Source organism: Pseudomonas sp. Root569 (assembly GCF_001427465.1).
GTDB lineage: Bacteria > Pseudomonadota > Gammaproteobacteria > Pseudomonadales > Pseudomonadaceae > Aquipseudomonas > Aquipseudomonas synxantha.
This window is the reverse complement of record NZ_LMGQ01000006.1, coordinates 133,360-156,741: the sequence shown is the minus strand read 5'-3', so window position 1 is coordinate 156,741 and position 23,382 is coordinate 133,360. Positions and strand designations below refer to the sequence as shown.

The window sequence follows — 23,382 nt, the reverse complement described above, 5'->3', positions numbered from 1 at the left end:
TGGAGGAATAGGCCGGGCGGCGATTCCGGTTCAGGCTTGGCCAAACCCTCATCTACGGGAAGGCTTTTATATGGCCCATTTGGCGCAACGCACCTTTATTCCCCTGAACATCGCCGTGCTGACCATCAGCGATACACGCACCTTTGACACCGATACCTCGGGGCAGACCCTGGCTGGCTTGCTGCAGACCGCCGGCCATGTGCTGATCGACCGGGCGCTGGTCAAGGACGACATTTATCAGATTCGCGCCATTGTTTCCCGGTGGATCGCCGACCCCCAGGTTCAAGTGGTACTGATGACCGGCGGCACCGGTTTCACCGCGCGCGACAACACGCCGCAAGCGGTCCTGCCATTGCTCGACAAACAGGTTGAAGGCTTTGGCGAACTGTTCCGCCAGGTCTCCCTGGCGGAAATCGGCATGTCCAGCTTGCAATCGCGGGCCCTGGCTGGAATGAGCAATGGGGTTCTGGTGTGTTGCGTCCCGGGTTCGCCAGGTGCATGCCGGACAGCCTGGAACATGATCCTGCTGGGACAGCTGGACAGCCGCACCGGCCCCTGCAATTTCGCCCCGCATTTGAAACCGCAGCCGCAACGAGGCAATGATGCCTGCGAGACGCGCTCATGACCGGTCGAGTGTGCGACCTCGGTCATCTGATGCCGGTGGACGAGGCCATCCAGCGTTTGTTGGATCACGCCCCGACACCTCCGTTGGCGCAAATGATCGGCCTTGATCAAGCCTTGGGACGAGTGCTGGCAACCGACATTCATTCCCTGGTGAACCTGCCGGCCTGGGACAACAGCGCCATGGATGGCTATGCGCTCCGGGCAGCCGACCTGCCATCCCAGGGGGGTTACTTGCCCATTGGTGGGCGAATTGCTGCCGGGGATCAAGCCGGCTCGCCGTTGCTCGCCCAGCAGGTGGTGCAGATTTTCACCGGCGCACCATTGCCTGCGGGCGCCGATACAGTGGTGCCGCAAGAGCGCTGCCGGATCGACGACGAGCGCGTCTGGTTCCCGTCCGTCAGTGCGGGCGATCACGTGCGCAAGGAGGGTGAAGAGGTTCGCCGTGGGGACCTGTTGCTCAAGGCCGGCAAGCGCCTGCGTGCACAAGAATTGGGCTTGTTGGCTGGCGCAGGCGTGGCGCGGGTCGCGGTTCATCGACCGTTGCAAGTGTGCTTGCTCAGCAGCGGCAATGAGCTGCGCGAGCCGGGCGATACCTTGGCGCGGGGTCAGATTTACAACAGCAACCGCTATTGCCTGTCTGCGTTGCTGCGCGGCTGGGGCATGGAGGTGCACGACTATGGCGTCATGGCAGATGAGTTGGCGGCCAGCCGCGATGCCTTGAGCCTGGCGTCGTCGGAGTGCGATTTGCTGCTCAGTTCCGGTGGTGTGTCGGTCGGCGAGGAGGACCATCTCAAACGGGCGATTGAGGAGCTGGGTAGTCTGGATTTCTGGCGGCTGGCCATTCAGCCGGGTAAACCACTGGCCTTTGGCGAAGTCGCCGGCAAACCCTGGATCGGCATGCCGGGCAATCCTTCGGCGGCACTGATTACCGCGTTGGTGGTCGTGCGGCCGTTTCTGCTCCGGGCGCAGGGCGTCACGGACGTGATGCCTGTGCCATTGGCCGTACCGGCCGGGTTCGACTGGTTGCAACGCAACAAACGCCGTCAGTACCTGCGGGCCAGGCTGACGCCCGGTGCCGACGGCCAATTGAGCTTGGCGCTGCACCCTCAGCAAAGCTCGGCGATGTTGACCGCTGCGTGCTGGGCCGACGGGTTGGCCGTGATCGAGTGCGAGCAGCAAGTGTTCAAGCACGACAGCGTGATGTTCCTGTCCTTCGCCGACCTGATGCATTGATCGCAATTGATTGTCGTCAAGGCCATGGCTGCTGGTCTGGCTAGACTGGCAGCGCCTTTCTGATCGCTGCACTACCGATCCCGGGCGAGGGGCAAGACGCGTTTTTCATGAGGATTACCCATGCAACTGGTTTGTCCGGCAGGGAATCTGCCTGCGCTTAAAGCGGCGGTGCGCGAAGGCGCGGATGCCGTCTATGTCGGTTTTCGCGATGACACCAACGCCCGGCATTTTGCCGGCCTGAATATGGATGACAAGCAGTTCGACGCTGCGGTCGCCCACATCCGTCAGCACCAACGCAAACTCTACGTCGCGGTGAATACCTACCCGCAACCCAAGGGCTGGGAACGCTGGCAGCGGGCAGTCGACCGGGCTGCCGATTTCGGCGTGGACGCGCTGATCGCCGCCGATCCCGGGGTGCTCAACTATGCCAGCCAGCGGCACCCGCAACTGGCGTTGCACCTGTCGGTCCAGGGCTCGGCCACCCACGCTGCGGCGCTGCAGTTTTACGCCCAGCGCTACGGTATCCGGCGTGCGGTGCTGCCACGGGTGCTGTCGTTGGCGCAGGTGCGTCAGGTCGCCGCCTCCAGCCCAGTGCCGATCGAAGTGTTTGGCTTTGGCAGCTTGTGCATCATGGCCGAAGGGCGTTGCCACCTGTCCTCCTACATCACCGGCGAGTCGCCGAACCTGTGCGGTGTCTGTTCGCCGGCCAAGGCTGTGCGCTGGAGCGAAGACGCCCAAGGCTTGAGTGCGCGGCTCAGTGAAGTACTGATTGATCGTTACACCCCAGACGAGCCGGCCGGTTACCCAACGTTGTGCAAGGGCCGCTTCCTGGTCGACGGCAAACGCTTTCATGCGCTGGAAGAGCCCACCAGCCTCGACACCCTCGACTTACTCCCTGAGCTGAGCGCCATTGGCGTCGAGGCGGTAAAAATCGAAGGTCGCCAACGCAGCCCGGCCTATGTCGAGCAAGTCACCCGTGTCTGGCGGGCCGCACTCGATGCCCATCGCGGCTCACCGGGCAGTTTTCAGGTCAAGGCGCAATGGCGCCAGGTGCTGGCTGGTTTGTCCGAAGGCAGCCAGACCACCCTGGGTGCTTATCATCGATCGTGGCAATGAGGGACGAAACATGCAGCTCAGCCTTGGACCGGTCCTGTTTTACTGGGACAAAGAGCAACTCAGCAACTTTTACGCCGAGATGTCGGCCTTGCCCCTGGATGTGATTTATCTAGGGGAAACCGTGTGCTCGAAACGCCGGGCTTTTTCACTGGATCAATGGCTGGGGTTGGGGCGTGAGTTGCAGGCCTGCAGCCAGGCGCAATTGGTGATCTCCAGCTTGACGCTGATCGAAGCCGCGTCCGAACTTTCCAGCCTGCGGCGGCTCTGCGACAACGGCCAGCTGCTGGTGGAAGCCAATGACATGGGCGCGGTGCAGTTTCTGGCTGAACGCAAGTTGCCGTTCGTGGGTGGCCCGGCGCTCAACCTGTACAACGGGCATGCGCTGGCGCAATTGCTCGACTGCGGCATGACCCGTTGGGTACCGCCGGTGGAGTGTTCAGCTGCGTTGATCAGCGATGTGATCGCGCAGGTCCGCGAGCTCGGCCGTGACGTGCCGGAAGTGGAAATCTTCGCCTATGGGCATTTGCCCTTGGCCTATTCCGCCCGCTGCTTTACCGCCCGCGCGGAAGATCGACCGAAGGACGACTGCCAGTTCTGTTGCATCAACTACCCCGATGGCCTGGCGCTGGCCAGCCAGGAAGGCCAGCCGTTGTTCACCCTTAACGGCATTCAAACGATGTCGGCGCAGGTGACCAATCTGCTGGCCGATTATTCCGGGTTGGTGGCCTGCGGGGCCGATCTGCTGCGCCTGAGTCCACGAGCCCAGGGCATGAGCGAGGTGATCGAGGCGTACCAACGGGTTCGCCTGGGCCAGACACCGCCGCTGTTCGTCGAGGGTTGCAATGGTTACTGGCATGGCCAGGCCGGCATGCTGCGCGTTGAGGAGGTCGGCCTGTGTTGAACCGCAAAGCGTGGCTATTGAAAGGCGCTGATCGCTTACTGCCGCTGGTACGCCGAGTGCCCTTTGCGGTGCAGCGCCTGGCGCTGCAGCAGGCGCTGAATCGCTGCCTCGCCGAGCCGTTGCGCGACGGTGAATTCGAAGTGCTGCGCGGGCGTTGGCTGTGCCTGCGAATTGCCGATCTGGGGTTGTCCTGGTACCTGACCCTGGGCCGCGAGGGCTTGCAAATTGCCCGTCAGGCCCAGGCTCATGTGACCATCAGCGGCAATTGGCGAGAGTTCCTGCTCCTGGCCAGTCGCCAGGAAGATCCGGACACGCTGTTTTTTCGACGGCGTCTGGTGATTCAGGGCGATACCGAGTTGGGGTTGGCGCTGAAAAACCTGATCGACAGCCTGGACCCTGACGTCTTGCCGGTCTGGTTGTGGCGCAATCTTGAGCGGGCGGGCAAGGGGCTGGCGGTGCAGTAGAGGCATAGGTATCTACACCACTTTGCCACGCCGCTGCTCCCTGACAATTTATCGCTGTCTACTGATGCACGCGGTCCAAATGTGGGAGGGGCGGTGCGACGATTCGACTTGCTCCCGATGGCGGCCTGACAGCCGACCAGGGTCTTGGATCAGACCGAGTACATATCCATTATTTAGGTAACGGCCACTATTGGTTCCGCTTTTACAGCGGGTCACTTTGAAAAGCGCAAAGTAACCAAACGCTCTTGCCCCACCACTCGGCACCTCGCTCAGGCTCGGTGTGCCCGTAATCCGACAGGGATTTGGGGGGCCGCCGCCACGCGCCATCCATGGCGCGGGGCGGCTAAACCGGCATCCCTGCCGGTTTANGGGGGGCCGCCGCCACGCGCCATCCATGGCGCGGGGCGGCTAAACCGGCATCCCTGCCGGTTTACCCCCCAAATCCCTGTCGAATTCCGGCCAGCGTGGTTTAACGGGGCGCCTGAGATCAAAAGCAGATCAAGATCAAGAGCGGCTCGCTGCGCATCGTGGTTAGCGTCGGCTGCTACACAGTTGCGTAGATACCTATGCAGTAGAGCCTGGTATTGCGCATTGATCGCAGCCAATCGTGCCTATTGGAACGCAGCCAGTTCCTTTTCGGCGAGGATGCTGATGTTGCGTCGTTGCATCTGGATCAGTCCGCACTCGACCAGGCGATGCAAAATCCGCGAAAAGGTTTCCGGTTGAATCCCCAGCTTCGACGCCACCAGGCGTTTGGATACCTGCAAGACAATCTGCCCGGTAACCGGGTGGCGTTCCTGGAGGAGAAAACTGATCACCCGACGGCTCGCGCTCGCCATGGTCAAGGTGTCGATGTCCCGCAGGCGCAGGTGCAGATGGACGCTCATGCTCGCCAGGATAGCCAGGCAGACTTTCGGCTGGTCTTCCAGCGCCTTGCGGTAATGGTGGCCCTCGATACTTACCAACACGCTGTCCTTGAGGGCGGTGCCGCTGACCGGGTAAAGCCGGGCCTGGCTGAAGAGCAGGGCTTCGGCGAAGGTCTGGCCGGGCTGAATGATTTCCACCAGGTTTTCCTGGCCTTCACCGTTGAGGCGGTAGAGTTTGATCTGGCCGCTGACCAGCAGGAAAAAGCGCTTGGCCGGATCGCCCTGGTACATCAGCGTGGCGTGGCACGGCAGGCGCTTGAGCATGGCCAGGCCGCAGACTTGCTCGAAAACGTTCTCCGGCAATTGGCTGAACAGATGATGACGACGCAGCGTCAAGACGATGGAAGGGTGGGTCAGCATGGCGTACCTCCGCTGACGGTCATTGTAGAGCGCGCAGGGGGGTTGACCTATGCCTCTGCCGGCCTACCTCCAAGGAGGCATGCCTCAGCCCGTAATGCGCAGATGCTCCATGGCCCATACCGCCGCTTCGACCCGTGAACGCAAGCCGAGTTTGTGCAGCAGGTTCTTGACGTGGACCTTGACCGTTCCTTCGGTGATGCCCAGCTTGTGTCCGATAACCTTGTTGCTGTAGCCGCTGGCGATGGTCTTCAACACCTGGCGTTCACGCTCGGTCAGTTCTACCACCGCTTGACGCGGCGGTGAGCGCAACGCCTGGGCCATGACCTGCGTCAGGCCAGGGCTGATGACCAATGCGCCGTCGAGGGCATCGCGGATGTACTGGATCAGCAGCTCGGGCTCCATGTCCTTGAGCAGGTAACCGTCGGCATCCAGGCGCAGCGCATCGCGAATGTCGTCTTCGGCATCCGACACGGTAAACAGCAGTACCTTGCCGGTGTAATGCATGGCCCGTAATCGACGCAGGGTCTCAATGCCATTCATCTGCGGCATGTTGTTGTCGAGTAGTACCAGGTCCGGTTGCAGTGGCTCGATCAGGGTGAGTGCTTCTTCGCCATGGTTGGCTTCGCCGACGATCAGGAAATCATCTTCGAGTTCAAGCATCTGGCGAATGCCGTGACGCATCATTGGATGATCGTCTACCAGCAGGATTCTATGGTGGGGGGACGGGGTCATGCGACGCTACCTTCTGTTTGCCGTTCGAGAAACTCGGGATGAAACTCCAGTTGGACGCGGGTCCCTTGCGGCGTCCTGGAAAATATCTGCAACTGGCCGCGCAGGCTGCGCGCACGTTCATCCATGATGTTCAGGCCGTGGTGTTCGCGTTGGTCGACAGTGCCGCTGAAGCCGCGCCCGTCATCTTCGACCGAGAGCCTGACGGTTTCGCCGTCCTGGCGCAGTTGCAGCCAGACGTTTTGCGCATGGGCATGGCGCAGACAGTTGGAAAGCGCCTCGCGGGTGATCTGCAAGATGTGGATTTGCTCGCTGGCGCAGAGCTGGAAGGCCAGCGCATCGACGTGCAGGTGGACCTTGAACTCGCCGCGACGGGAGAACTCCTCGGCGGTGTCCTTGAGCTCCTGCACCAGGCCTGCATCATTGATCTGCAAACGAAAAGTGGTCAGCAGTTCGCGTAGCTGGCGGTAGGCATTGTTCAAGCCCTCGCGCAACTCAGCGGTGACGGTTTCCAGGGTTTCGACCGGTTCGCCGCGGCGCATCAGGGTTTGCATGCGGCTGACTTGCAGCTTCATGTAGGACAGGGCCTGCGCCAGTGAATCGTGCAATTCGCGGGCGATGATCGTGCGCTCTTCAAGTAGCAGCAGGCGATGGTCCTGTTCCCGTTGGCGTTTGAGCGAAAGCGAGGTGCCAATCAGGTTGGCGAGGGCCTGGATCAGTTGGGTTTCCCAGGCTTGCGCGCAGTGGCCGTCGACAAAGTGGGCCTTGAGCTCGCCCAGTTCGCTGCCCTGGTTGCTGATGCTGAAGGTTTGCGGGCTGGTTTTGTGGTGTTTCTGGCACGTGGCGCAATCGCTGCTGGCGCAGACATCCCGACTGTTGGCACCGTGCAGGGCGAGTAATTGCTGGGCCGGTGCCTGCAAGTGTCCTTGCAGGCACAACGACAGGCGCAAGCCGGGCAGGCGTTGCTGGAAGCGCCGGATCAACTCGTCCAGCCCCTCGGCATTGGCCAGGCGCGTGGCCAGGCTTCGGCTGCTTTGATAGAGCAGTTCCAGCGCCGCGTTGGCTTGCTGCAGGTTCAAGGTTTTTTGCTGGACCTGGCTTTCAAGCGTGCGATGCGACTCCTCGATCGTCTCGGCCATGGCGTTGAAACTGGTGGCCAACTGGCCCAGTTCGTCATGGGACTGATGGTTGACCCGCACCTGGAACTCGCCGCGACGAAAGCGCTGGGTGGCGGCCACCAACTCTTGCAGCGGCGAGACGACGCCATACTGCAGTTCGTAGAGCCCGAGCAGCAAGACGATCAGCGTGGTGAACAAGGCCAGGCCTTGAATGACCTGTTGCCAGCCTTGCTTTTGCTCGCTCTGGCGCTGCAGCAGGCTGACGAACTGGTTCAGTTGTTCGACGAAGGGCAGGGCCATGGCCTGAAAAGCATTTGCATCGCCACGTTGAAGTGCCGGGTGCAAATCATCCTTCCAGCGTTGCTGGATCTGCCCATAGCTAGTTTGCAAATCGGTGGTCGGGCCATCTTCCAGCACCGCTTTGAGGGAATGGCTATTGAGGCGGGTTTGCAGGCTGTCGGTGATGGCAGCGATTTCTTCGCGGGGAGCGCCAGCGGCCAGTTTCCAGCTCAGGTGGTAAGTCTCCATGCGCACCGAGCCAGCGGTATTGATGGCGGCGGCATCGCCTTGGCTGAACCAGGCGATCAATCCGGCGCTCAACGAGCTGGCCAGGGCGAGGATGGCGATGAGGATCACCGCCAGCCCGGCGCGAGCGGGCAGGGAGCTGCGCAACCAGCGCATCATCAGCGCTGACCCTGGGCAAAGCCACGAAAACTGAGCATACGGCGTCCCGGAACACGGTTTTGCATCCCGTCCCGGGTGCGCTACCTCTAAAGAGTTGCCGACCGCTCCCTGTCAGTAAAGGTGGGGCTGGAAAACCTTAAGAGGCTGATAAATAAAGGCTTTCCAGGTGTCCATGCTCTACCTCCTTAGAGGTAGACAGGCTAAGCATAGGCCTATGCCCCCTTGGGCTTCGTTGACATGGGTCAAGTTTTTGCAGGGTTGGCGTCTCTAGTCTGCCGGCATGGTTAGCTGACTGGAGAACATTGTGACCCAACCCCGTGTACGACAAGGCTTGGTGCTTGGCATGAGCACACTGGCCTTCACCGTGTGTTTTATGGTCTGGATGATGTTCGCCGTGCTCGGCGTGCCGATCAAGGAACTGCTCCAGCTCAACGAAACGCAATTTGGCCTGCTGGCCGCCACCCCGGTGCTGACCGGCTCACTGGCGCGTCTGCCCCTGGGCCTGCTCACCGACCGCTTTGGTGGGCGCAGCGTGTTCCTGGTGCTGATGCTGACCTGCGTCGCACCGTTGTACCTGATCAGCCACGCCACTGCTTACTGGCAGTTCCTGGTGCTGGGCCTGTTCGTCGGCCTGGCCGGCGGCTCGTTTTCGGTGGGGATTGCCTACGTCGCCAAATGGTTCGACAAAGAGAACCAGGGCTTTGCGATGGGCATCTTTGGCGCCGGCAACGCGGGGGCTGCGGTGACCAAGTTTCTCGCGCCGGCCCTGATCGCCGCGGGTAGCTGGCAACTGGTACCGAAAGTCTTTAGCGCCATCCTCTTTGTCACGGCGTTGCTGTTCTGGTTTCTCAGTGCAGAAAACAAGGACCATCGCAGTGCGACCGGCGCCAGTTTGCGTGAGCAATTGAGCGCCCTGAAAGACCCTGCGGTGTGGCGCTACTGCCAGTACTACTCGATCGTCTTCGGCGGCTATGTGGCCCTCGCATTATGGATGACCCAATACTACGTGCGCGAATACGGTTTCAGCCTGCAAAGCGCCGCGTTGCTGGCCGCCTGTTTCTCCCTGCCTGGCGGTGTATTGCGTGCCGTCGGCGGCTGGATGTCGGATCGCTGGGGCGCGCAAAGCGTGACCTGGTGGGTGTTGTGGGTCAGTTGGATCTGCCTGTTCCTGCTTTCGTACCCACAGACCCAGTTGCAAGTGCAGTCGATCAACGGCCCGGTCAGTTTCCACATCGGCCTCACACCCACGCTGTTCACCGTGCTGCTGTTTGTCATGGGCATCGCCTTCGCATTCGGCAAGGCCTCGGTCTTCAAATACATCGCCAATGACTACCCGCAAAACATGGGCGCGGTGTCGGGCATTGTCGGCCTCGCGGGCGGCCTGGGCGGCTTTGTGTTGCCGATCCTGTTCGGCGCCCTGGTGGACCTCACCGGCGTGCGCTCTTCCTGCTTCATGTTGATGTACGGCGTGGTCTGGGTCTCCCTCACCTGGATGTACTTCAGCGAAATACGCAAGCGCCCGCTGCTGGGCAAACAGCCGCCAGCGACGTCGTCCCCGTTTTCCAGCATTGCCCAAGGAGAAGAACATGTCCGTTCTGCAAAAGCCTGACAAAGGCCCGGTCATCCATGACTGGCGCCCCGAAGACCCTGCGTTCTGGGGAAGCAGCGGCAAACAGACCGCCACCCGCAACCTGTGGATCTCCATTCCTGCACTGCTGCTGGCCTTTGCGGTGTGGATGGTCTGGAGCACGGTGATCGTGCGGTTGAACGCCATCGGGTTCAGCTTCACCACCGACCAGTTGTTCTGGCTGGCGGCATTGCCGGGGTTGTCCGGGGCGACCCTGCGCGTCTTCTATTCGTTCATGGTGCCGATCTTCGGGGGCCGGCGCTGGACCGCCGTGAGCACCGCGTCACTGCTGTTGCCGTCGATCTGGATGGGCTTGGCGGTGCAAGACCCGAGCACCTCGTACAGCGTGTTCGTGTTGATCGCGTTGCTCTGCGGCTTTGGTGGCGGCAACTTTGCCTCGAGCATGTCCAACATCAGCTTCTTCTATCCCAAGTCTCAGCAGGGTACAGCCCTTGGTCTCAACGCCGGGCTCGGCAACCTGGGTGTTTCGGTGATGCAGTTCTGCGTGCCGCTGGTGATTACTTTTGGCGTGTTCGGTTTCCTGGGCGGCCAGCCGCAAGTGCTGCAGGACGGCGCTCAGTTGTGGTTGCAGAACGCCGGGTTCATTTGGGTGCCATTCATTGTGTTGGTGACAGTGTTGGCCTGGTTTGGCATGAATGACCTGTCCAGTGCCCGCGCCTCGTTCAGCGAGCAGGCGGTGATCTTCAAGCGCAAGCACAACTGGTTGATGTGCTGGTTGTACCTGGCGACCTTCGGTTCGTTCATCGGCTTCTCCGCGGCGTTTCCGCTGCTGATCAAGACCTCCTTTCCGGACGTCATCGCCTTGAAGTTCGCGTTCCTCGGCCCGCTGGTCGGCGCATTGGTTCGTCCGTTGGGCGGCTGGCTGGCGGACAAGCTCGGCGGCGCGAAAGTGACCCTGTGGAACTTCGTGCTGATGATCGTGATGGTCTTCGGTGTACTGCACTTTTTGCCCCAGGACGGATCGGGCGGCAACTTCTACGGTTTCCTCGGCATGTTCATGCTGCTGTTCATCACCACCGGCGTGGGCAACGGCTCCACCTTCAGGATGATCCCGGTGATCTTCCGCACCCTGCATGAAAGATCCGCTGCTGGAAAACCCGCCGCCGTGCGCGAACAAGCGCTCAAGGATGCCGGCAAGGAATCGGCCGCCGTCCTGGGTTTCAGTTCGGCCATGGGCGCCTTTGGTGCGTTCTTCATTCCCAAATCCTTCGGCACTTCGATGGCCCAGACCGGCGGCCCGGAGATGGCCTTCTACATGTTCGTCGGCTTTTACCTGAGCTGCATCCTGGTGACCTGGTGGTGGTACGCGCGCAAAGGCGCCGCGACACCCTGCTGAGTCGAGCCCGAATCCAACCATTGCGTGGGCGGGGCACAGAACCCCGCAGCAAGCCTGAGAGGTGTACACCGTGAGTCATTTACTGGACCAATTGCGGTTTTTCAATCGCAAGCAAAACGAGTTTTCCGACGGTCATGGAGAGACCCGCAAAGAGTCTCGCGACTGGGAAAACGTCTACCGTTCCCGCTGGCAGTACGACAAGATCGTGCGCTCCACCCACGGGGTGAACTGCACCGGGTCCTGCTCGTGGAAAATCTACGTCAAGAACGGCTTGATCACCTGGGAAACCCAACAGACCGACTACCCGCGCACCCGCAACGATCTGCCTAACCATGAACCCCGTGGTTGCCCGCGTGGCGCCAGTTATAGCTGGTACATCTACAGCGCGAACCGGCTCAAGTACCCGAAAATCCGCAAGCCGTTGCTGAAATTGTGGCGCGATGCGCGCCAGACCCTGGCGCCGGTCGAAGCCTGGGCGAGCATCGTTGAGGACAAGGCCAAGGCCGAGTCCTATAAAAGCCAGCGCGGCATGGGTGGCTTCATTCGTTCCAACTGGGAAGAAGTCAACGAGATCATCGCGGCGGCCAACGTCTACACCATCAAGCAATATGGGCCCGACCGCATTGTCGGCTTCTCGCCGATCCCGGCCATGTCGATGGTCAGCTACGCCGCCGGCTCGCGTTACCTGTCGCTGATCGGCGGCGCATGCCTGAGCTTCTATGACTGGTACTGCGACTTGCCACCGGCCTCGCCGATGGTCTGGGGCGAGCAGACCGACGTGCCGGAATCGGCCGACTGGTACAACTCCAACTACATCATTGCCTGGGGCTCCAACGTCCCTCAGACCCGGACCCCGGACGCGCACTTCTTTACCGAAGTGCGTTACAAGGGCACCAAGACGGTCGCCATTACCCCCGACTATTCGGAAGTCGCCAAGCTCACCGATCTGTGGCTGAACCCCAAACAAGGCACCGATGCGGCACTGGCGCAGGCGTTCAACCATGTCATCTTCAAAGAATTCCACCTGGACAAACCGAGCGCCTATTTCACCGAATACGCCAAGCGCTTCACCGATTTGCCGGTGCTGGTGCTGCTCAAGCAAATGGTCGACAAGGCACCGGGTGCCGGCTATCAGCCGGACCGTTTCCTGCGCGCCAGTGACCTGACCGACAACCTCGGCCAGGAAAACAACCCGGAATGGAAAACCATCGCCCTCGACGTCGACGGTGAACTGGTGTCCCCTCAGGGGTCCATCGGTTATCGCTGGGGAGAGAAGGGCAAGTGGAACATTCTTGCCCGTGAAGGTGGCGAAGGTCGCGAGATCGATCTGAAACTGAGCCTGATGGGCGATGACGTCGCCGAAGTGGCGTTCCCATATTTTGCCGGTGAGTCCCACGAACACTTCCAGCACGTCGCCGGCGATGCCGTGCAATACCGCCGGGTGCCGGTGCATAACGTGGTGCTGGCCGATGGTAGCGTCGCTAAAGTGGCCACCGTGTTCGACCTGTCGGCGGCCAACCTGGCGATTGATCGTGGCCTGGGTGGCGAAAACGTCGCCAAGGATTATGACGACGCCTCGGTGCCCGGCACCCCGGCCTGGCAGGAGAAGATCACCGGCGTGAGCCGCGAAAAAGCCATCCAGATCGCTCGTGAGTTTGCCGATAACGCCGACAAGACCAAGGGCCGCTCGATGATTATCGTCGGCGCGGCGATGAATCACTGGTACCACATGGACATGAACTACCGCGGGCTGATCAACATGCTCATGCTCTGCGGGTGTGTCGGCCAGACCGGTGGCGGTTGGGCGCACTACGTCGGCCAGGAAAAACTGCGCCCACAATGCGGTTGGCTGCCCCTGGCGTTCGGCCTGGACTGGAACCGTCCACCGCGGCAAATGAACGGCACCAGCTTTTTCTACGCCCACAGCTCGCAATGGCGCCACGAGAAAATGAGCATGCACGACGTGCTCTCGCCGTTGGCCGATAAATCCCAATTTCCCGAACACGCCCTGGACTACAACATCCGCGCCGAACGGGCCGGCTGGCTGCCCAGCGCGCCGCAACTCAATACCAACCCGCTGCACATCTGCCGCGATGCGGCCGCCGCCGGCATGGACCCGAAAGACTATGTGGTCAAGTCGTTGCAGGACGGTTCGTTGCGCTTCTCCTGCGAGCAGCCGGACAGCCCGGTGAACTTCCCGCGCAACATGTTTATCTGGCGTTCCAACCTGCTGGGCTCCTCGGGCAAGGGCCACGAGTACATGCTCAAGTACCTGCTCGGCACCAAGAACGGCGTGATGAACGAAGACATCGGCCAGGTCGGCGACTGCAAACCCGAAGAAGCCGAATGGGTCGACGAGGGCGCCATCGGCAAGCTCGACCTGGTGACCACGCTGGACTTTCGCATGTCCTCGACCTGCGTGTATTCCGACATCGTCTTGCCGACCGCGACCTGGTACGAAAAAGACGACATGAACACCTCGGACATGCACCCGTTCATTCACCCCTTGTCGGCCGCCATCGACCCCGCGTGGGAGTCGCGTTCCGACTGGGAGATCTACAAGGGCATTGCCAAGGCGTTTTCCAGCATGTCCGAAGGGCACCTGGGCGTCGAACAGGACCTGGTGACCCTGCCACTGATGCACGACAGCGTTGGCGAACTGGCTCAGCCGTTTGGCGGCACCGACTGGAAAAGTGACGGAGTGGCGCCAGTGCCGGGGAAAAACGCACCGAACCTGCATGTGGTCGAGCGTGATTATCCGAACATCTACAAGCAGTTCTCGTCCCTGGGGCCATTGCTGGAAAAACACGGCAACGGCGGCAAGGGCATCAACTGGAACACCGAAGACGAAGTGAAATTCCTCGGTGAACTGAACCACCACGAAGGCGATGCCGGCATCAGCCACGGTCGGCCGAAAATCGACACGGCCATCGACGCCGCTGAGGTGATCCTGTCCCTGGCGCCGGAAACCAACGGCCAGGTTGCCGTGAAAGCCTGGGCCGCGCTGTCGGAATTCACCGGCATCGACCACAGCCACCTGGCGCTGTCCAAGGCCCACGAGGCGATTCGTTTCCGCGACATCCAGGCCCAGCCGCGCAAGATCATTTCCAGCCCGACCTGGTCGGGTCTCGAAGACGATCACGTCAGCTACAACGCCGGCTACACCAACGTGCACGAGGCGATCCCATGGCGCACCATCACCGGCCGCCAGCAGTTCTACCAGGATCACCCGTGGATGCAGGCGTTCGGCGAACAGCTGATGAGTTATCGCCCACCGGTCAATACCCGCACCATCGAAGGGGTGAAGGGCAAGCGCAGCAATGGCGAGATCGAGATCGTCCTGAACTGGATCACCCCGCACCAGAAATGGGGTATCCACAGTACCTACAGCGACAACCTGCTGATGCTGACCCTCAGCCGCGGCGGGCCGATTGTCTGGCTCTCGGAGAATGATGCGAAAAGCGCCGGTATTGAAGACAACGACTGGATCGAGTGTTTCAACGTCAACGGTGCGCTGACCGCCCGTGCGGTGGTCAGCCAGCGGGTCAAGGACGGCATGGTGATGATGTACCACGCCCAGGAACGAATCGTGAACGTGCCCGGTTCCGAAACCACCAAGACCCGTGGCGGCCACCATAACTCGGTGACCCGCGTCGTGCTCAAGCCGACCCACATGATCGGTGGCTACGCCCAGCAAGCCTACGGTTTCAACTATTACGGCRCCGTSGGCTGCAACYGCGATGAGTTTGTCGTGGTGCGCAAAATGTCCAAAGTCGACTGGCTCGATGGTTCGTCCGGTGATGACCTGCCGCGTCCGCTGCCGACCGATATCGAGGAGAACTGAGATGAAGATTCGCTCACAAATCGGCATGGTTCTGAACCTGGACAAATGCATCGGTTGCCACACGTGTTCGATCACCTGCAAAAACGTCTGGACCAGCCGCGAAGGCATGGAATACGCCTGGTTCAACAACGTTGAATCGAAGCCGGGCATCGGCTATCCGAAGGAATGGGAAAACCAGGACAAGTGGAAGGGCGGCTGGATTCGCAACGCCAACGGCACGATCAACCCACGCATCGGCGGTAAATTTCGCGTATTGGCGAACATTTTTGCCAACCCGGACCTGCCGAGCCTCGACGACTACTACGAGCCGTTCGACTTCGACTACCAGCACCTGCACACCGCTCCGCTGGGCGAGCACCAGCCCACCGCGCGCCCGCGTTCGCTGATCTCCGGCAAACGCATGGAAAAAATCGAATGGGGCCCGAACTGGGAAGAAATCCTCGGTACCGAATTCGCCAAGCGTCGCAAGGACAAGAACTTTGACAAGATCCAGGCGGACATCTACGGCGAGTACGAAAACACCTTCATGATGTATCTGCCGCGCCTGTGCGAGCACTGCCTCAACCCGACCTGCGCGGCGTCGTGCCCCAGCGGGGCGATCTACAAGCGCGAAGAGGACGGCATCGTCCTGATCGACCAGGAAAAATGCCGTGGCTGGCGGATGTGCATCAGCGGCTGCCCGTACAAGAAGATCTACTTCAACTGGAAAAGCGGCAAATCCGAGAAATGCATCTTCTGCTACCCGCGTATCGAAGCCGGGATGCCGACGGTTTGCGCCGAAACCTGTGTCGGCCGTATCCGCTACCTCGGGGTGCTGCTGTATGACGCCGACCGTATCAGCGAAGTCGCCAGCACCGCCGACGAGCAGGACCTGTACGAAAAACAACTGGAGATCTTCCTCGATCCGAACGATCCAGCAGTCATCCGCCAGGCCTTGGCCGATGGTGTTCCGCAGTCGGTGATCGACTCGGCACAACGCTCGCCGGTCTACAAGATGGCCGTGGACTGGAAGCTCGCGCTGCCGCTGCACCCGGAATACCGCACCTTGCCGATGGTTTGGTATGTGCCGCCGCTTTCGCCGATCCAGAACGCCGCCACCGCCGGCACCGTGGGCATGAATGGGGTGATCCCGGATGTGGACAGCCTGCGCATTCCCCTCAAGTACCTGGCCAACCTGCTGACGGCGGGCGATGAAAAACCGGTCAAGCGTGCGCTCAAACGCTTGCTGGCGATGCGCGCCTACAAACGTTCCGAGCAAGTCGATGGCGTGCAGGACTTGCAAGTGCTGGCGGATGTCGGCTTGAGCGTGGCCCAGGTCGAAGAGATGTATCGCTACCTGGCGATTGCCAACTATGAAGACCGCTTCGTGGTACCGAGTGCGCACCGTGAAGACGCCATGAGCGACGCCTTCGCCGAGCGCTCCGGTTGCGGCTTCAGTTTCGGCAGCGGTTGCAGCGGCAGTTCCGACACCAACCTGTTTGGGGCGAAGAAAGCCAACCGCCGCGACATCCTCAAAACCGTGCAGGTGTGGGAGCAATGAGCATGCAAATTCTCAAAGTGATTTCGCTGCTGCTCGACTACCCGACCGAGGCACTGACGGGCGGTCGCGACGAACTGGAACAAGCAATTGTCCAGTCCCGGAAAATCAGCCCGACGCAACGTGGCGCATTGTTCGAGTTGCTGGAACTGATCTGCGCCAATGACCTGATGGACGGGCAGGAGCACTACGGTGCGCTGTTCGGCCGCGGGCGCTCGCTGTCGCTGCTGTTGTTTGAGCACGTGCACGGTGAGTCCCGTGACCGTGGCCAGGCGATGGTCGACATGATGGCCCAGTACGAAGCCGCCGGTTTTGCCATTGGCGTCAAGGAGCTGCCGGACTATATCCCGCTGTACCTGGAGTTCCTCTCGACCCGCGAAGACATTGAGGCCCGCGAAGGCCTGGCGGATGTGGCGCATTTGCTGGCCTTGCTGGCGGCGCGCCTGGAGGAGCGTGAAAGCGCTTACGCCAGTTGCTTCCGGGCGTTGCTGCAGATCGCCGGGGCCGAGCCCCATCAAGCGGTGGCTGACCTGCGCGAACAGGTCGCCGCAGAACCGCGCGATGACTCCCTCGAAGCCCTCGACAAGATCTGGGAAGAAGAGGCCGTGGACTTTCTGCAAGCCGAACAGCAGGACCGTTGCAGTTCGCTGCCAAGCGCGCCGGGCAAGGCCCGGGAAGAAAGCGCGGTGCCGCTGCACTGGGTCGATTTTCAGCATGAAGGGCTGGCCGCTGTGCCAGCCAAGGAGGTGGGTAATGTCTAAATGGAATCTTTTGCTGTTCGGGGTTTACCCTTATGTGGCCCTGGCGATTTGCCTGCTTGGCAGTTGGGCACGCTTCGATCTGTCGCAGTACACGTGGAAGGCCGGCTCCAGCCAGATGCTCAACCAGCGTGGCATGCGCGTGGCGAGTAATTTTTTCCATATCGGCGTGTTGTTCGTGCTGGCCGGGCACTTCGTCGGCCTGCTGACGCCGGCATCGGTCTACCACCATGTGATCAGCACGCAGAACAAGCAGTTACTGGCGATGGTTTCCGGTGGGGTCTTCGGCCTGTTATGCCTGGTGGGGTTGCTGATGCTGATCAAGCGGCGGCTGACCGACCCACGGGTTCGCGCCACTTCCAGCCCGTCGGACATCTTGGTCCTGCTGGTGCTGCTCGCGCAATTGCTGCTCGGCCTGCTGACGATCGTCGCGTCCACCGACCACATGGACGGCTCGGTGATGGTGATGCTCGCCGACTGGGCGCAGAACACTGTGCTGCTGCGGCCAATGGAAGCAGCGGCGTCTATCGCACCCGTCGGGCTGACCTACAAGCTGCATGTATTTCTCGGCTTGACCTTGTTCGTGCTGTTTCCCTTCACCCGTCTCGTACACATGATCAGCGCACCGGTCTGGTACTTGGGGCGTCGCTATCAAATCGTTCGGCAGAAATTCTGAGGAGACAATCATGTCAGGTGGATGTGGATGTGGCGGCGGTAACGGGGGCAGCGGTGGCTGCGGTTCTTCAAAAAAACTCGAGGCCGATGTAGTGGATATCGCGCCGACCGATGTGGTGCAGGTTGATGAGCTGCCGGTTGCGCCAGCAGCCGATGACGCCCCGGCGCAGTTGATCGCCAGCAGCGAGCAGGAGTGGCCGATCATCAGCGTCAATGAGGTGTCGATCACCCCACAGGCGCTGGCCCAGGAGTTGCAATATCACCCGGCGCCAACCCGCGAGGAGGCGGTCTACCAGGCCGCTCGAGCGCTGGTGATCCGTGAGTTGTTGCAGCAACGCATTGCCGAACTCGGTGTGTCGCTGCAGATCGGCGCCGGTGAGAACGAAGAAGAAGCAGCCACGCGCTTGTTGCTTGAGCGTGAGGTGCATGTGCCGCAGTGCGACGAAGAAACCAGCCGGCGTTATTACGAAAATAACCGCGGGCGCTTTCACAGCGCGCCGTTGCTGGCCGTGCGGCACATCCTCCTTGAATGTGCGCCGGACGATGCCGAGGCCCGTGCACTTGCGCATGCCCAGGCTGAAATCCTGCTGCAACGGCTGGCGGACCTCCCCGGCAGTTTTGCCGAGCTGGCGGTGAAGTATTCGGCCTGCCCGTCGAAGGCTCAGGGCGGCTCCTTAGGGCAGATCAGCAAGGGCCAGACCGTGCCCGAACTGGAACGCCAGCTGTTCACCCTGGCACCCGGGCTGGCCAGTAAACCTTTGGAAAGCCGTTACGGCTGGCACGTGGTCAGTGTCGATCAGCGGATCGAAGGCATGCCGTTGCCCTACGAAGTGGTGTCGACGGCGATCCGCACGCAGTTGCAGCAAGGCGTCTGGCAAAAAGCCCTGGTGCAATACCTGCAAACCCTGATCGGTGCGGCGGATATTCGCGGCATCCATTTGCAGGGTGCCGACTCGCCGCTGGTGCAGTGAGCCTTGGGGCAACGGGAGAAGTGATGAACGCGGTCATGCAGGATGGTTTTGGACGGCAGATTGACTATCTGCGAATGTCGGTGACGGACCGTTGTGATTTTCGCTGTGTGTATTGCATGGCGAAAAACATGACGTTCCTGCCGCGTCAGCAGGTCCTGACGCTGGAGGAGTTGCAGCGTCTGGCGACGCTGTTCGTCGGCCTCGGTGTACGCAAGATTCGCCTGACCGGTGGTGAGCCGCTGATCCGTCCCGGCATTGTCGATTTATGCCGCAGTATCGCCGCGTTGCCGGGTTTGCGGGAACTGGTGATGACCAGCAACGGCTCGCAACTCGGCCGTTTGGCCCGGCCGTTGGCGGAGGCGGGCGTCAAGCGCATGAACATCAGCCTCGATAGCCTGGACGCGCAGAAATTTCGCGCGATCACCCGCAACGGCGATCTCGACCAAGTGCTGGGCGGCATTGAAGCGGCGCGCGGCGCGGGGTTTGAGCGGGTCAAGCTCAACTGCGTGGTGATGAAGGGGCGCAACTTCGATGAAGTGCTGGGGCTGGTGCAGTACGCCATCCGGCAACGCATCGACATCAGTTTCATCGAAGAAATGCCCTTGGGCGACGTAGGGCGCTCACGGGGCGAAGCGTTTTGCTCCAGCGATGAGGTGCGAACGCTGATCGCCAGCCGGCACCGGTTGCTCGACAGCGCCGAAAACAGTGGGGGGCCGGCGCGTTACGTGCGCCTGGAGAGCCATCCCGATACTCGCATCGGCTTCATCTCACCCAACAGTCACAACTTTTGTGGCAGTTGCAACCGGGTACGGATGACCGTTGAGGGGAAGCTGTTGCTGTGCCTGGGGCAGGACGACGCGCTGGATTTGCGTGGCTTGCTGCGCCGCTATCCGCTGGACGATCAACCGCTGATCGACGCCGTGCACAAAGCCCTGCACGGCAAGCCATTGCGCCACGACTTCAACCCTGGCGGCGAGGTGCAAGTAGTGCGCTTTATGAACATGAGTGGCGGCTGAACGGGATACGCCGAGCCACCGTGGACCCTCGTTGGCCATGTATTTGTCATCGGTCCTGGGGGCGTTTTTTTGCCTCACAATCTTGATATTGATCAATTGCAAAAGCACCTATTGCCCGTAGTCTTCACTGCATATTGTGTTTTTTGTTTATTAAATACCTATATGTAGTGTTTGGAGGCTTAATGCAGAGCACGCTGGTTTCAGTGGGATTTACCCGTTTGCACAAGCGCGACGGCAACCTGGTCGCCTTCGATGCGGACAAAATTCGTCAGGCATTGATCGCGGCGGGCAAGGCCACCGGGGAATATACCGAGGTAGAAGCCGAAGGATTGCTGCAGGCGGTACTGGCCCGGCTGGAAGGCTTGTCCAGGCTGCATGTCGAGCAAATCCAGGACGGCGTTGAAAGGGTGCTGATGGACGCCGGTTATTTCCTTTCCATGCGGGCCTACATCGTCTATCGCGAACAACACGGGCGTTTGCGCCGTGACCGGCGGACCCTGGTCGAAGTGGCGGCGTCGATGAACGAATACCTGGACCGTGAAGACTGGCGGGTCCAGGCCAATGCTAATCAGGGCTACTCCCTGGGTGGGCTGGTGCTGAATGTGTCGGGTAAGGTCACTGCCAACTACTGGCTGGACGAGGTGTACAGCGAAGCCATTGGCCAGGCACATCGCGAGGCTGATCTGCATGTGCACGACCTGGACATGCTGGCAGGATATTGCGCCGGCTGGTCGCTGCGGACCTTGTTGCACGAGGGGCTCAACGGCGTGCCAGGGCGTGTCGAAGCCGGGCCGCCAAAGCACTTGAGCAGTGCCCTGGGGCAAATGGTGAATTTTCTCGGCACGTTGCAAAACGAATGGGCCGGCGCCCAGGCTTTCAGCTCGTTCGATACCTACCTGGCGCCGTACCTGCGTAAGGATCAATTGAGCTATGCGCAGGTTCGCCAGGCGATCCAGGAATTCATCTACAACCTCAACGTACCGTCGCGCTGGGGCACCCAGACCCCGTTCACCAACCTGACCTTCGACTGGGTGTGCCCGCAGGATCTACGCGAGCAGATCCCTGTCATCGGTGGTGAGGAAATGCCGTTTGCCTACGGCGACCTGCAAGTTGAAATGGATATGCTCAACCGCGCCTACATCGAGGTGATGCAGGCCGGTGATGCAAAAGGGCGGGTGTTCACTTTCCCGATCCCGACCTACAACATTACCCATGACTTTCCGTGGGACAGCGAGAACGCTGATCGCCTGTTCGAAATGACGGCCCGTTATGGCCTGCCGTATTTCCAGAACTTCCTCAATTCCGATCTGCAACCCAATCAGGTGCGGTCCATGTGCTGCAGGTTGCAGCTGGATGTACGCGAATTGCTCAAGCGCGGCGGCGGTTTGTTTGGCTCGGCGGAACAGACCGGATCGCTGGGCGTGGTAACCATCAACTGCGCGCGCCTGGGTTATGTATTCAAGGGCGACACCAGCGGTCTGCTCAAGCGGCTGGACTCGCTGATGGAATTGGCGATGGAGAGCCTGGAAGTCAAACGCAAGGTCATCCAGCACCATATGGATGCCGGTTTGTACCCTTACACCAAGCGCTACCTGGGTACCTTGCGCAACCATTTCTCCACCATCGGCCTCAATGGCCTGCATGAAATGCTGCGCAACTTCACCGCTGACAAAGAGGGCACGCACACCGAACAGGGCCGCCAGTTCGCCCTGAAGCTGCTGGACCATGTGCGCGCCACGTTGCTGCGTTTCCAGGAAGAAACCGGGCACCTCTACAACCTGGAAGCGACCCCGGCGGAAGGCACTACCTATCGTTTCGCCAAGGAAGACCTCAAGCGTTACCCCGACATCCTCCAGGCCGGCACGCTGCAAGCGCCGTATTACACCAACTCCTCGCAACTGCCGGTGGGCTACACCGACGACCCCTTTGAAGCCCTGCAACTGCAAGACGAACTGCAATGCAAATACACCGGGGGCACGGTCTTGCATCTGTACATGGCCGAGCGGATTTCCTCGACCCAAGCCTGCAAGCAACTGGTGCGCAAAGCCCTCGGGCGCTTCCGCCTGCCTTACCTGACCGTGACCCCGACGTTCTCCATCTGCCCGGTGCACGGTTACCTCGATGGCGAGCACGAGTTCTGTCCCAAATGTGACGAGGTTCTGCTGTTGAAAGAACAGCAACCCGGCACCGCTCATTGATTTCGATTCACTCAATCGCAAGGAGCTTCACCATGACTGCATCGCAAACACTGCCCCAGGCTCAACGTCAACGCTGCGAAGTCTGGACTCGGGTAATGGGTTATCACCGTCCGGTATCGGCGTTCAATCCGGGCAAACAATCCGAGCACCGCGAGCGGATGCACTTCACTGAAAGCGCGGCGCTGGCCGCTCGCCAATGAGTCGAACGCTGCGGGTTGGGGGCATGGTGCCCCTGACCACCATCGACTATCCAGGGCTGCTCGCCTGTGTGTTGTTTTGCCAGGGGTGCGCCTGGCGTTGTCGTTACTGCCATAACCCGCAGTTGATCCCGCCTCGCGGCACCGACGAAGTCGATTGGCGGCGGGTATTGGCGTTCCTGCAACGCCGGCAGGACCTGCTCGATGCGGTGGTGTTCAGCGGCGGTGAGCCAACCTTGCAAGAGGGTTTACTGGGCGCCATGAACGAAGTGCGGGCGATGGGCTTTCGCATCGGTCTTCACAGTGCCGGCATCAAGCCAACAGCCTTTGCCAGGGCGCTGACCGGTGCCGATTGGGTCGGTTTCGATGTCAAGGCCTTGCCCGAGGATTGCCAGGCAATCACTCGGGTCCAAGGCAGTGGAGCGGCGAACTGGCGCAGCCTTGAGCATCTTCTGGCCAGCGGTGTGGACTACGAATGCCGTACCACCGTGCATTGGCATCTGTTCAAGCCGGCAGGTCTGTTGACCCTGGCGCAGCGCTTGAGTGAACTGGGGGTCAAACGCTTTGCCGTGCAGCTGGTACGCACCGAGCAGATGTTTGATCCTCAGCTGCCGAGTGTGCTGGCACCTGCCTTGCTTACGGATCTTTGGGCGGCCATGCGCGAGTTGTTTCCAGCGTTCGTGTTGCGGGGGTAATCGAGGCTACGGATAAAACCTTTATTCGAGGTTAATAGCTTGATATCCGTCAAGGATGGCTTCGCACGGAAGCTGTAGGTTGTAAAAACGCCTCTCAATGATTGGAGATCGGCATGGCCAAGCACTTCCCCGTCAACCCCAGCCACCCCGAACGAATCTGTTGGGGGTGCGACCGCTATTGCCCGGCCAAGTCATTGGCGTGCGGCAATGGCTCCGAGCGTACGATGCACCCAGCCGAACTGTTTGGTGAAGATTGGTGCGTGCCCGGTGACTGGGGGATCGAGCGACCTATCGTCACCGACAAGGCGGCGGATGAAAGCCAGTCATAGGTCACCGCTCACGGCAACCCTCG

General features: G+C 60.8%; 20 protein-coding genes. 17 read left to right on the top strand and 3 right to left on the bottom strand.

From position 1 onward, the window contains the following. Positions 1-70 precede the first annotated feature (70 nt). The 5 genes from moaB to ubiT all read left to right on the top strand — a co-directional run bounded on the left by moaB (position 71) and on the right by ubiT (position 4,338). Complete coding sequence (gene moaB / locus ASD70_RS07415) at positions 71-625, top strand: molybdenum cofactor biosynthesis protein B (RefSeq protein ID WP_056846071.1); 555 nt, start codon at positions 71-73, stop codon at positions 623-625. After that, positions 622-1,857 carry a molybdopterin molybdotransferase MoeA gene (locus ASD70_RS07410; RefSeq protein WP_056846070.1) on the top strand — a complete coding sequence of 412 codons (1,236 nt, stop codon included), beginning with the start codon at positions 622-624 and terminating at the stop codon, positions 1,855-1,857. The genes moaB and ASD70_RS07410 overlap by 4 nt, the downstream gene beginning before the upstream one ends. Before the next feature lie 120 nt (positions 1,858-1,977). Further along, the gene (ubiU, locus tag ASD70_RS07405) at positions 1,978-2,973 is read left to right on the top strand and encodes a ubiquinone anaerobic biosynthesis protein UbiU (RefSeq protein ID WP_046072049.1); all 996 of its coding nucleotides are present in this window, start codon (positions 1,978-1,980) and stop codon (positions 2,971-2,973) included. A gap of 10 nt (positions 2,974-2,983) precedes the next feature. Then, positions 2,984-3,874 (top strand): U32 family peptidase, encoded by an 891-nt coding sequence (locus tag ASD70_RS07400; RefSeq protein ID WP_056846069.1) that lies wholly within the window; start codon positions 2,984-2,986, stop codon positions 3,872-3,874. Further along, on the top strand, positions 3,868-4,338 hold the full coding sequence (ubiT, locus tag ASD70_RS07395) for a ubiquinone anaerobic biosynthesis accessory factor UbiT (RefSeq protein WP_046072051.1): 471 nt from the start codon (positions 3,868-3,870) through the stop codon (positions 4,336-4,338). Before ASD70_RS07400 ends, ubiT begins: the two co-directional genes overlap by 7 nt. A gap of 611 nt (positions 4,339-4,949) precedes the next feature. Here ubiT and ASD70_RS07390 read toward each other — a convergent pair. The 3 genes from ASD70_RS07390 to ASD70_RS07380 all read right to left on the bottom strand — a co-directional run bounded on the left by ASD70_RS07390 (position 4,950) and on the right by ASD70_RS07380 (position 8,155). Then, positions 4,950-5,624 carry a Crp/Fnr family transcriptional regulator gene (locus tag ASD70_RS07390; RefSeq protein WP_046072052.1) on the bottom strand — a complete coding sequence of 225 codons (675 nt, stop codon included), beginning with the start codon at positions 5,622-5,624 and terminating at the stop codon, positions 4,950-4,952. Positions 5,625-5,708: 84 nt separating this feature from the next. Continuing rightward, positions 5,709-6,356: a two-component system response regulator NarL gene (gene narL, locus ASD70_RS07385; RefSeq protein ID WP_056846068.1), complete on the bottom strand. Its 648-nt coding sequence runs from the start codon at positions 6,354-6,356 to the stop codon at positions 5,709-5,711. Continuing rightward, positions 6,353-8,155, bottom strand: coding sequence for a histidine kinase (locus ASD70_RS07380; RefSeq protein WP_056846067.1), 1,803 nt, complete (start codon positions 8,153-8,155; stop codon positions 6,353-6,355). Before ASD70_RS07380 ends, narL begins: the two co-directional genes overlap by 4 nt. 304 nt (positions 8,156-8,459) lie before the next feature. On the opposite strand from ASD70_RS07380, the gene ASD70_RS07375 reads away from it, so the two are divergent. From ASD70_RS07375 to ASD70_RS07320, 12 genes are all read left to right on the top strand, one after another. Continuing rightward, entirely contained in the window at positions 8,460-9,764 is a 1,305-nt protein-coding gene (locus ASD70_RS07375) for an MFS transporter (protein ID WP_043051184.1), read from the top strand. Further along, the gene (locus tag ASD70_RS07370; RefSeq protein WP_046072055.1) at positions 9,742-11,139 is read left to right on the top strand and encodes a NarK family nitrate/nitrite MFS transporter; all 1,398 of its coding nucleotides are present in this window, start codon (positions 9,742-9,744) and stop codon (positions 11,137-11,139) included. Before ASD70_RS07375 ends, ASD70_RS07370 begins: the two co-directional genes overlap by 23 nt. A gap of 70 nt (positions 11,140-11,209) precedes the next feature. Further along, a complete protein-coding gene (locus tag ASD70_RS07365; RefSeq protein WP_056846066.1) occupies positions 11,210-14,983 on the top strand; it encodes a nitrate reductase subunit alpha in 3,774 nt (1,257 codons plus the stop codon). A gap of 1 nt (position 14,984) precedes the next feature. Further along, positions 14,985-16,523, top strand: coding sequence for a nitrate reductase subunit beta (gene narH, locus ASD70_RS07360; protein ID WP_046072056.1), 1,539 nt, complete (start codon positions 14,985-14,987; stop codon positions 16,521-16,523). A 2-nt stretch (positions 16,524-16,525) separates the two neighbouring features. After that, positions 16,526-17,281 carry a nitrate reductase molybdenum cofactor assembly chaperone gene (gene narJ / locus ASD70_RS07355; protein ID WP_056846140.1) on the top strand — a complete coding sequence of 252 codons (756 nt, stop codon included), beginning with the start codon at positions 16,526-16,528 and terminating at the stop codon, positions 17,279-17,281. Further along, complete coding sequence (narI, locus tag ASD70_RS07350) at positions 17,274-17,954, top strand: respiratory nitrate reductase subunit gamma (RefSeq protein WP_046072058.1); 681 nt, start codon at positions 17,274-17,276, stop codon at positions 17,952-17,954. Before narJ ends, narI begins: the two co-directional genes overlap by 8 nt. A 10-nt stretch (positions 17,955-17,964) precedes the next feature. Further along, positions 17,965-18,924 carry a peptidylprolyl isomerase gene (locus tag ASD70_RS07345; protein ID WP_056846065.1) on the top strand — a complete coding sequence of 320 codons (960 nt, stop codon included), beginning with the start codon at positions 17,965-17,967 and terminating at the stop codon, positions 18,922-18,924. 23 nt (positions 18,925-18,947) lie between these two features. Then, entirely contained in the window at positions 18,948-19,940 is a 993-nt protein-coding gene (gene moaA, locus ASD70_RS07340) for a GTP 3',8-cyclase MoaA (protein ID WP_056846064.1), read from the top strand. Positions 19,941-20,122: 182 nt separating this feature from the next. Next, positions 20,123-22,138 carry a ribonucleoside triphosphate reductase gene (locus ASD70_RS07335; RefSeq protein WP_056846063.1) on the top strand — a complete coding sequence of 672 codons (2,016 nt, stop codon included), beginning with the start codon at positions 20,123-20,125 and terminating at the stop codon, positions 22,136-22,138. Between the two features lie 32 nt (positions 22,139-22,170). Next, complete coding sequence (nrdD, locus tag ASD70_RS29725) at positions 22,171-22,338, top strand: anaerobic ribonucleoside-triphosphate reductase (protein ID WP_046072062.1); 168 nt, start codon at positions 22,171-22,173, stop codon at positions 22,336-22,338. Next, positions 22,335-23,030 carry an anaerobic ribonucleoside-triphosphate reductase activating protein gene (locus ASD70_RS07325; RefSeq protein ID WP_056846062.1) on the top strand — a complete coding sequence of 232 codons (696 nt, stop codon included), beginning with the start codon at positions 22,335-22,337 and terminating at the stop codon, positions 23,028-23,030. The genes nrdD and ASD70_RS07325 overlap by 4 nt, the downstream gene beginning before the upstream one ends. Positions 23,031-23,143: 113 nt before the next feature. Further along, entirely contained in the window at positions 23,144-23,359 is a 216-nt protein-coding gene (locus ASD70_RS07320) for a DUF3079 domain-containing protein (RefSeq protein WP_056846061.1), read from the top strand. The last annotated feature ends 23 nt before the right edge of the window (positions 23,360-23,382 follow it).

What these genes read in the sequence shown, in the direction of transcription:
- moaB (WP_056846071.1), top strand. Translation starts at nt 71, where the DNA reads ATGGCCCATTTGGCGCAACGCACCTTTATTCCCCTGAACATCGCCGTG.
- ASD70_RS07410 (WP_056846070.1), top strand. Translation starts at nt 622, where the DNA reads ATGACCGGTCGAGTGTGCGACCTCGGTCATCTGATGCCGGTGGACGAG.
- ubiU (WP_046072049.1), top strand. Translation starts at nt 1,978, where the DNA reads ATGCAACTGGTTTGTCCGGCAGGGAATCTGCCTGCGCTTAAAGCGGCG.
- ASD70_RS07400 (WP_056846069.1), top strand. Translation starts at nt 2,984, where the DNA reads ATGCAGCTCAGCCTTGGACCGGTCCTGTTTTACTGGGACAAAGAGCAA.
- ASD70_RS07390 (WP_046072052.1), bottom strand. Translation starts at nt 5,624, where the DNA reads ATGCTGACCCACCCTTCCATCGTCTTGACGCTGCGTCGTCATCATCTG.
- narL (WP_056846068.1), bottom strand. Translation starts at nt 6,356, where the DNA reads ATGACCCCGTCCCCCCACCATAGAATCCTGCTGGTAGACGATCATCCA.
- ASD70_RS07380 (WP_056846067.1), bottom strand. Translation starts at nt 8,155, where the DNA reads ATGATGCGCTGGTTGCGCAGCTCCCTGCCCGCTCGCGCCGGGCTGGCG.
- ASD70_RS07370 (WP_046072055.1), top strand. Translation starts at nt 9,742, where the DNA reads ATGTCCGTTCTGCAAAAGCCTGACAAAGGCCCGGTCATCCATGACTGG.
- narH (WP_046072056.1), top strand. Translation starts at nt 14,985, where the DNA reads ATGAAGATTCGCTCACAAATCGGCATGGTTCTGAACCTGGACAAATGC.
- narJ (WP_056846140.1), top strand. Translation starts at nt 16,526, where the DNA reads ATGCAAATTCTCAAAGTGATTTCGCTGCTGCTCGACTACCCGACCGAG.
- narI (WP_046072058.1), top strand. Translation starts at nt 17,274, where the DNA reads ATGTCTAAATGGAATCTTTTGCTGTTCGGGGTTTACCCTTATGTGGCC.
- ASD70_RS07345 (WP_056846065.1), top strand. Translation starts at nt 17,965, where the DNA reads ATGTCAGGTGGATGTGGATGTGGCGGCGGTAACGGGGGCAGCGGTGGC.
- moaA (WP_056846064.1), top strand. Translation starts at nt 18,948, where the DNA reads ATGAACGCGGTCATGCAGGATGGTTTTGGACGGCAGATTGACTATCTG.
- ASD70_RS07335 (WP_056846063.1), top strand. Translation starts at nt 20,123, where the DNA reads ATGCAGAGCACGCTGGTTTCAGTGGGATTTACCCGTTTGCACAAGCGC.
- nrdD (WP_046072062.1), top strand. Translation starts at nt 22,171, where the DNA reads ATGACTGCATCGCAAACACTGCCCCAGGCTCAACGTCAACGCTGCGAA.
- ASD70_RS07325 (WP_056846062.1), top strand. Translation starts at nt 22,335, where the DNA reads ATGAGTCGAACGCTGCGGGTTGGGGGCATGGTGCCCCTGACCACCATC.
- ASD70_RS07320 (WP_056846061.1), top strand. Translation starts at nt 23,144, where the DNA reads ATGGCCAAGCACTTCCCCGTCAACCCCAGCCACCCCGAACGAATCTGT.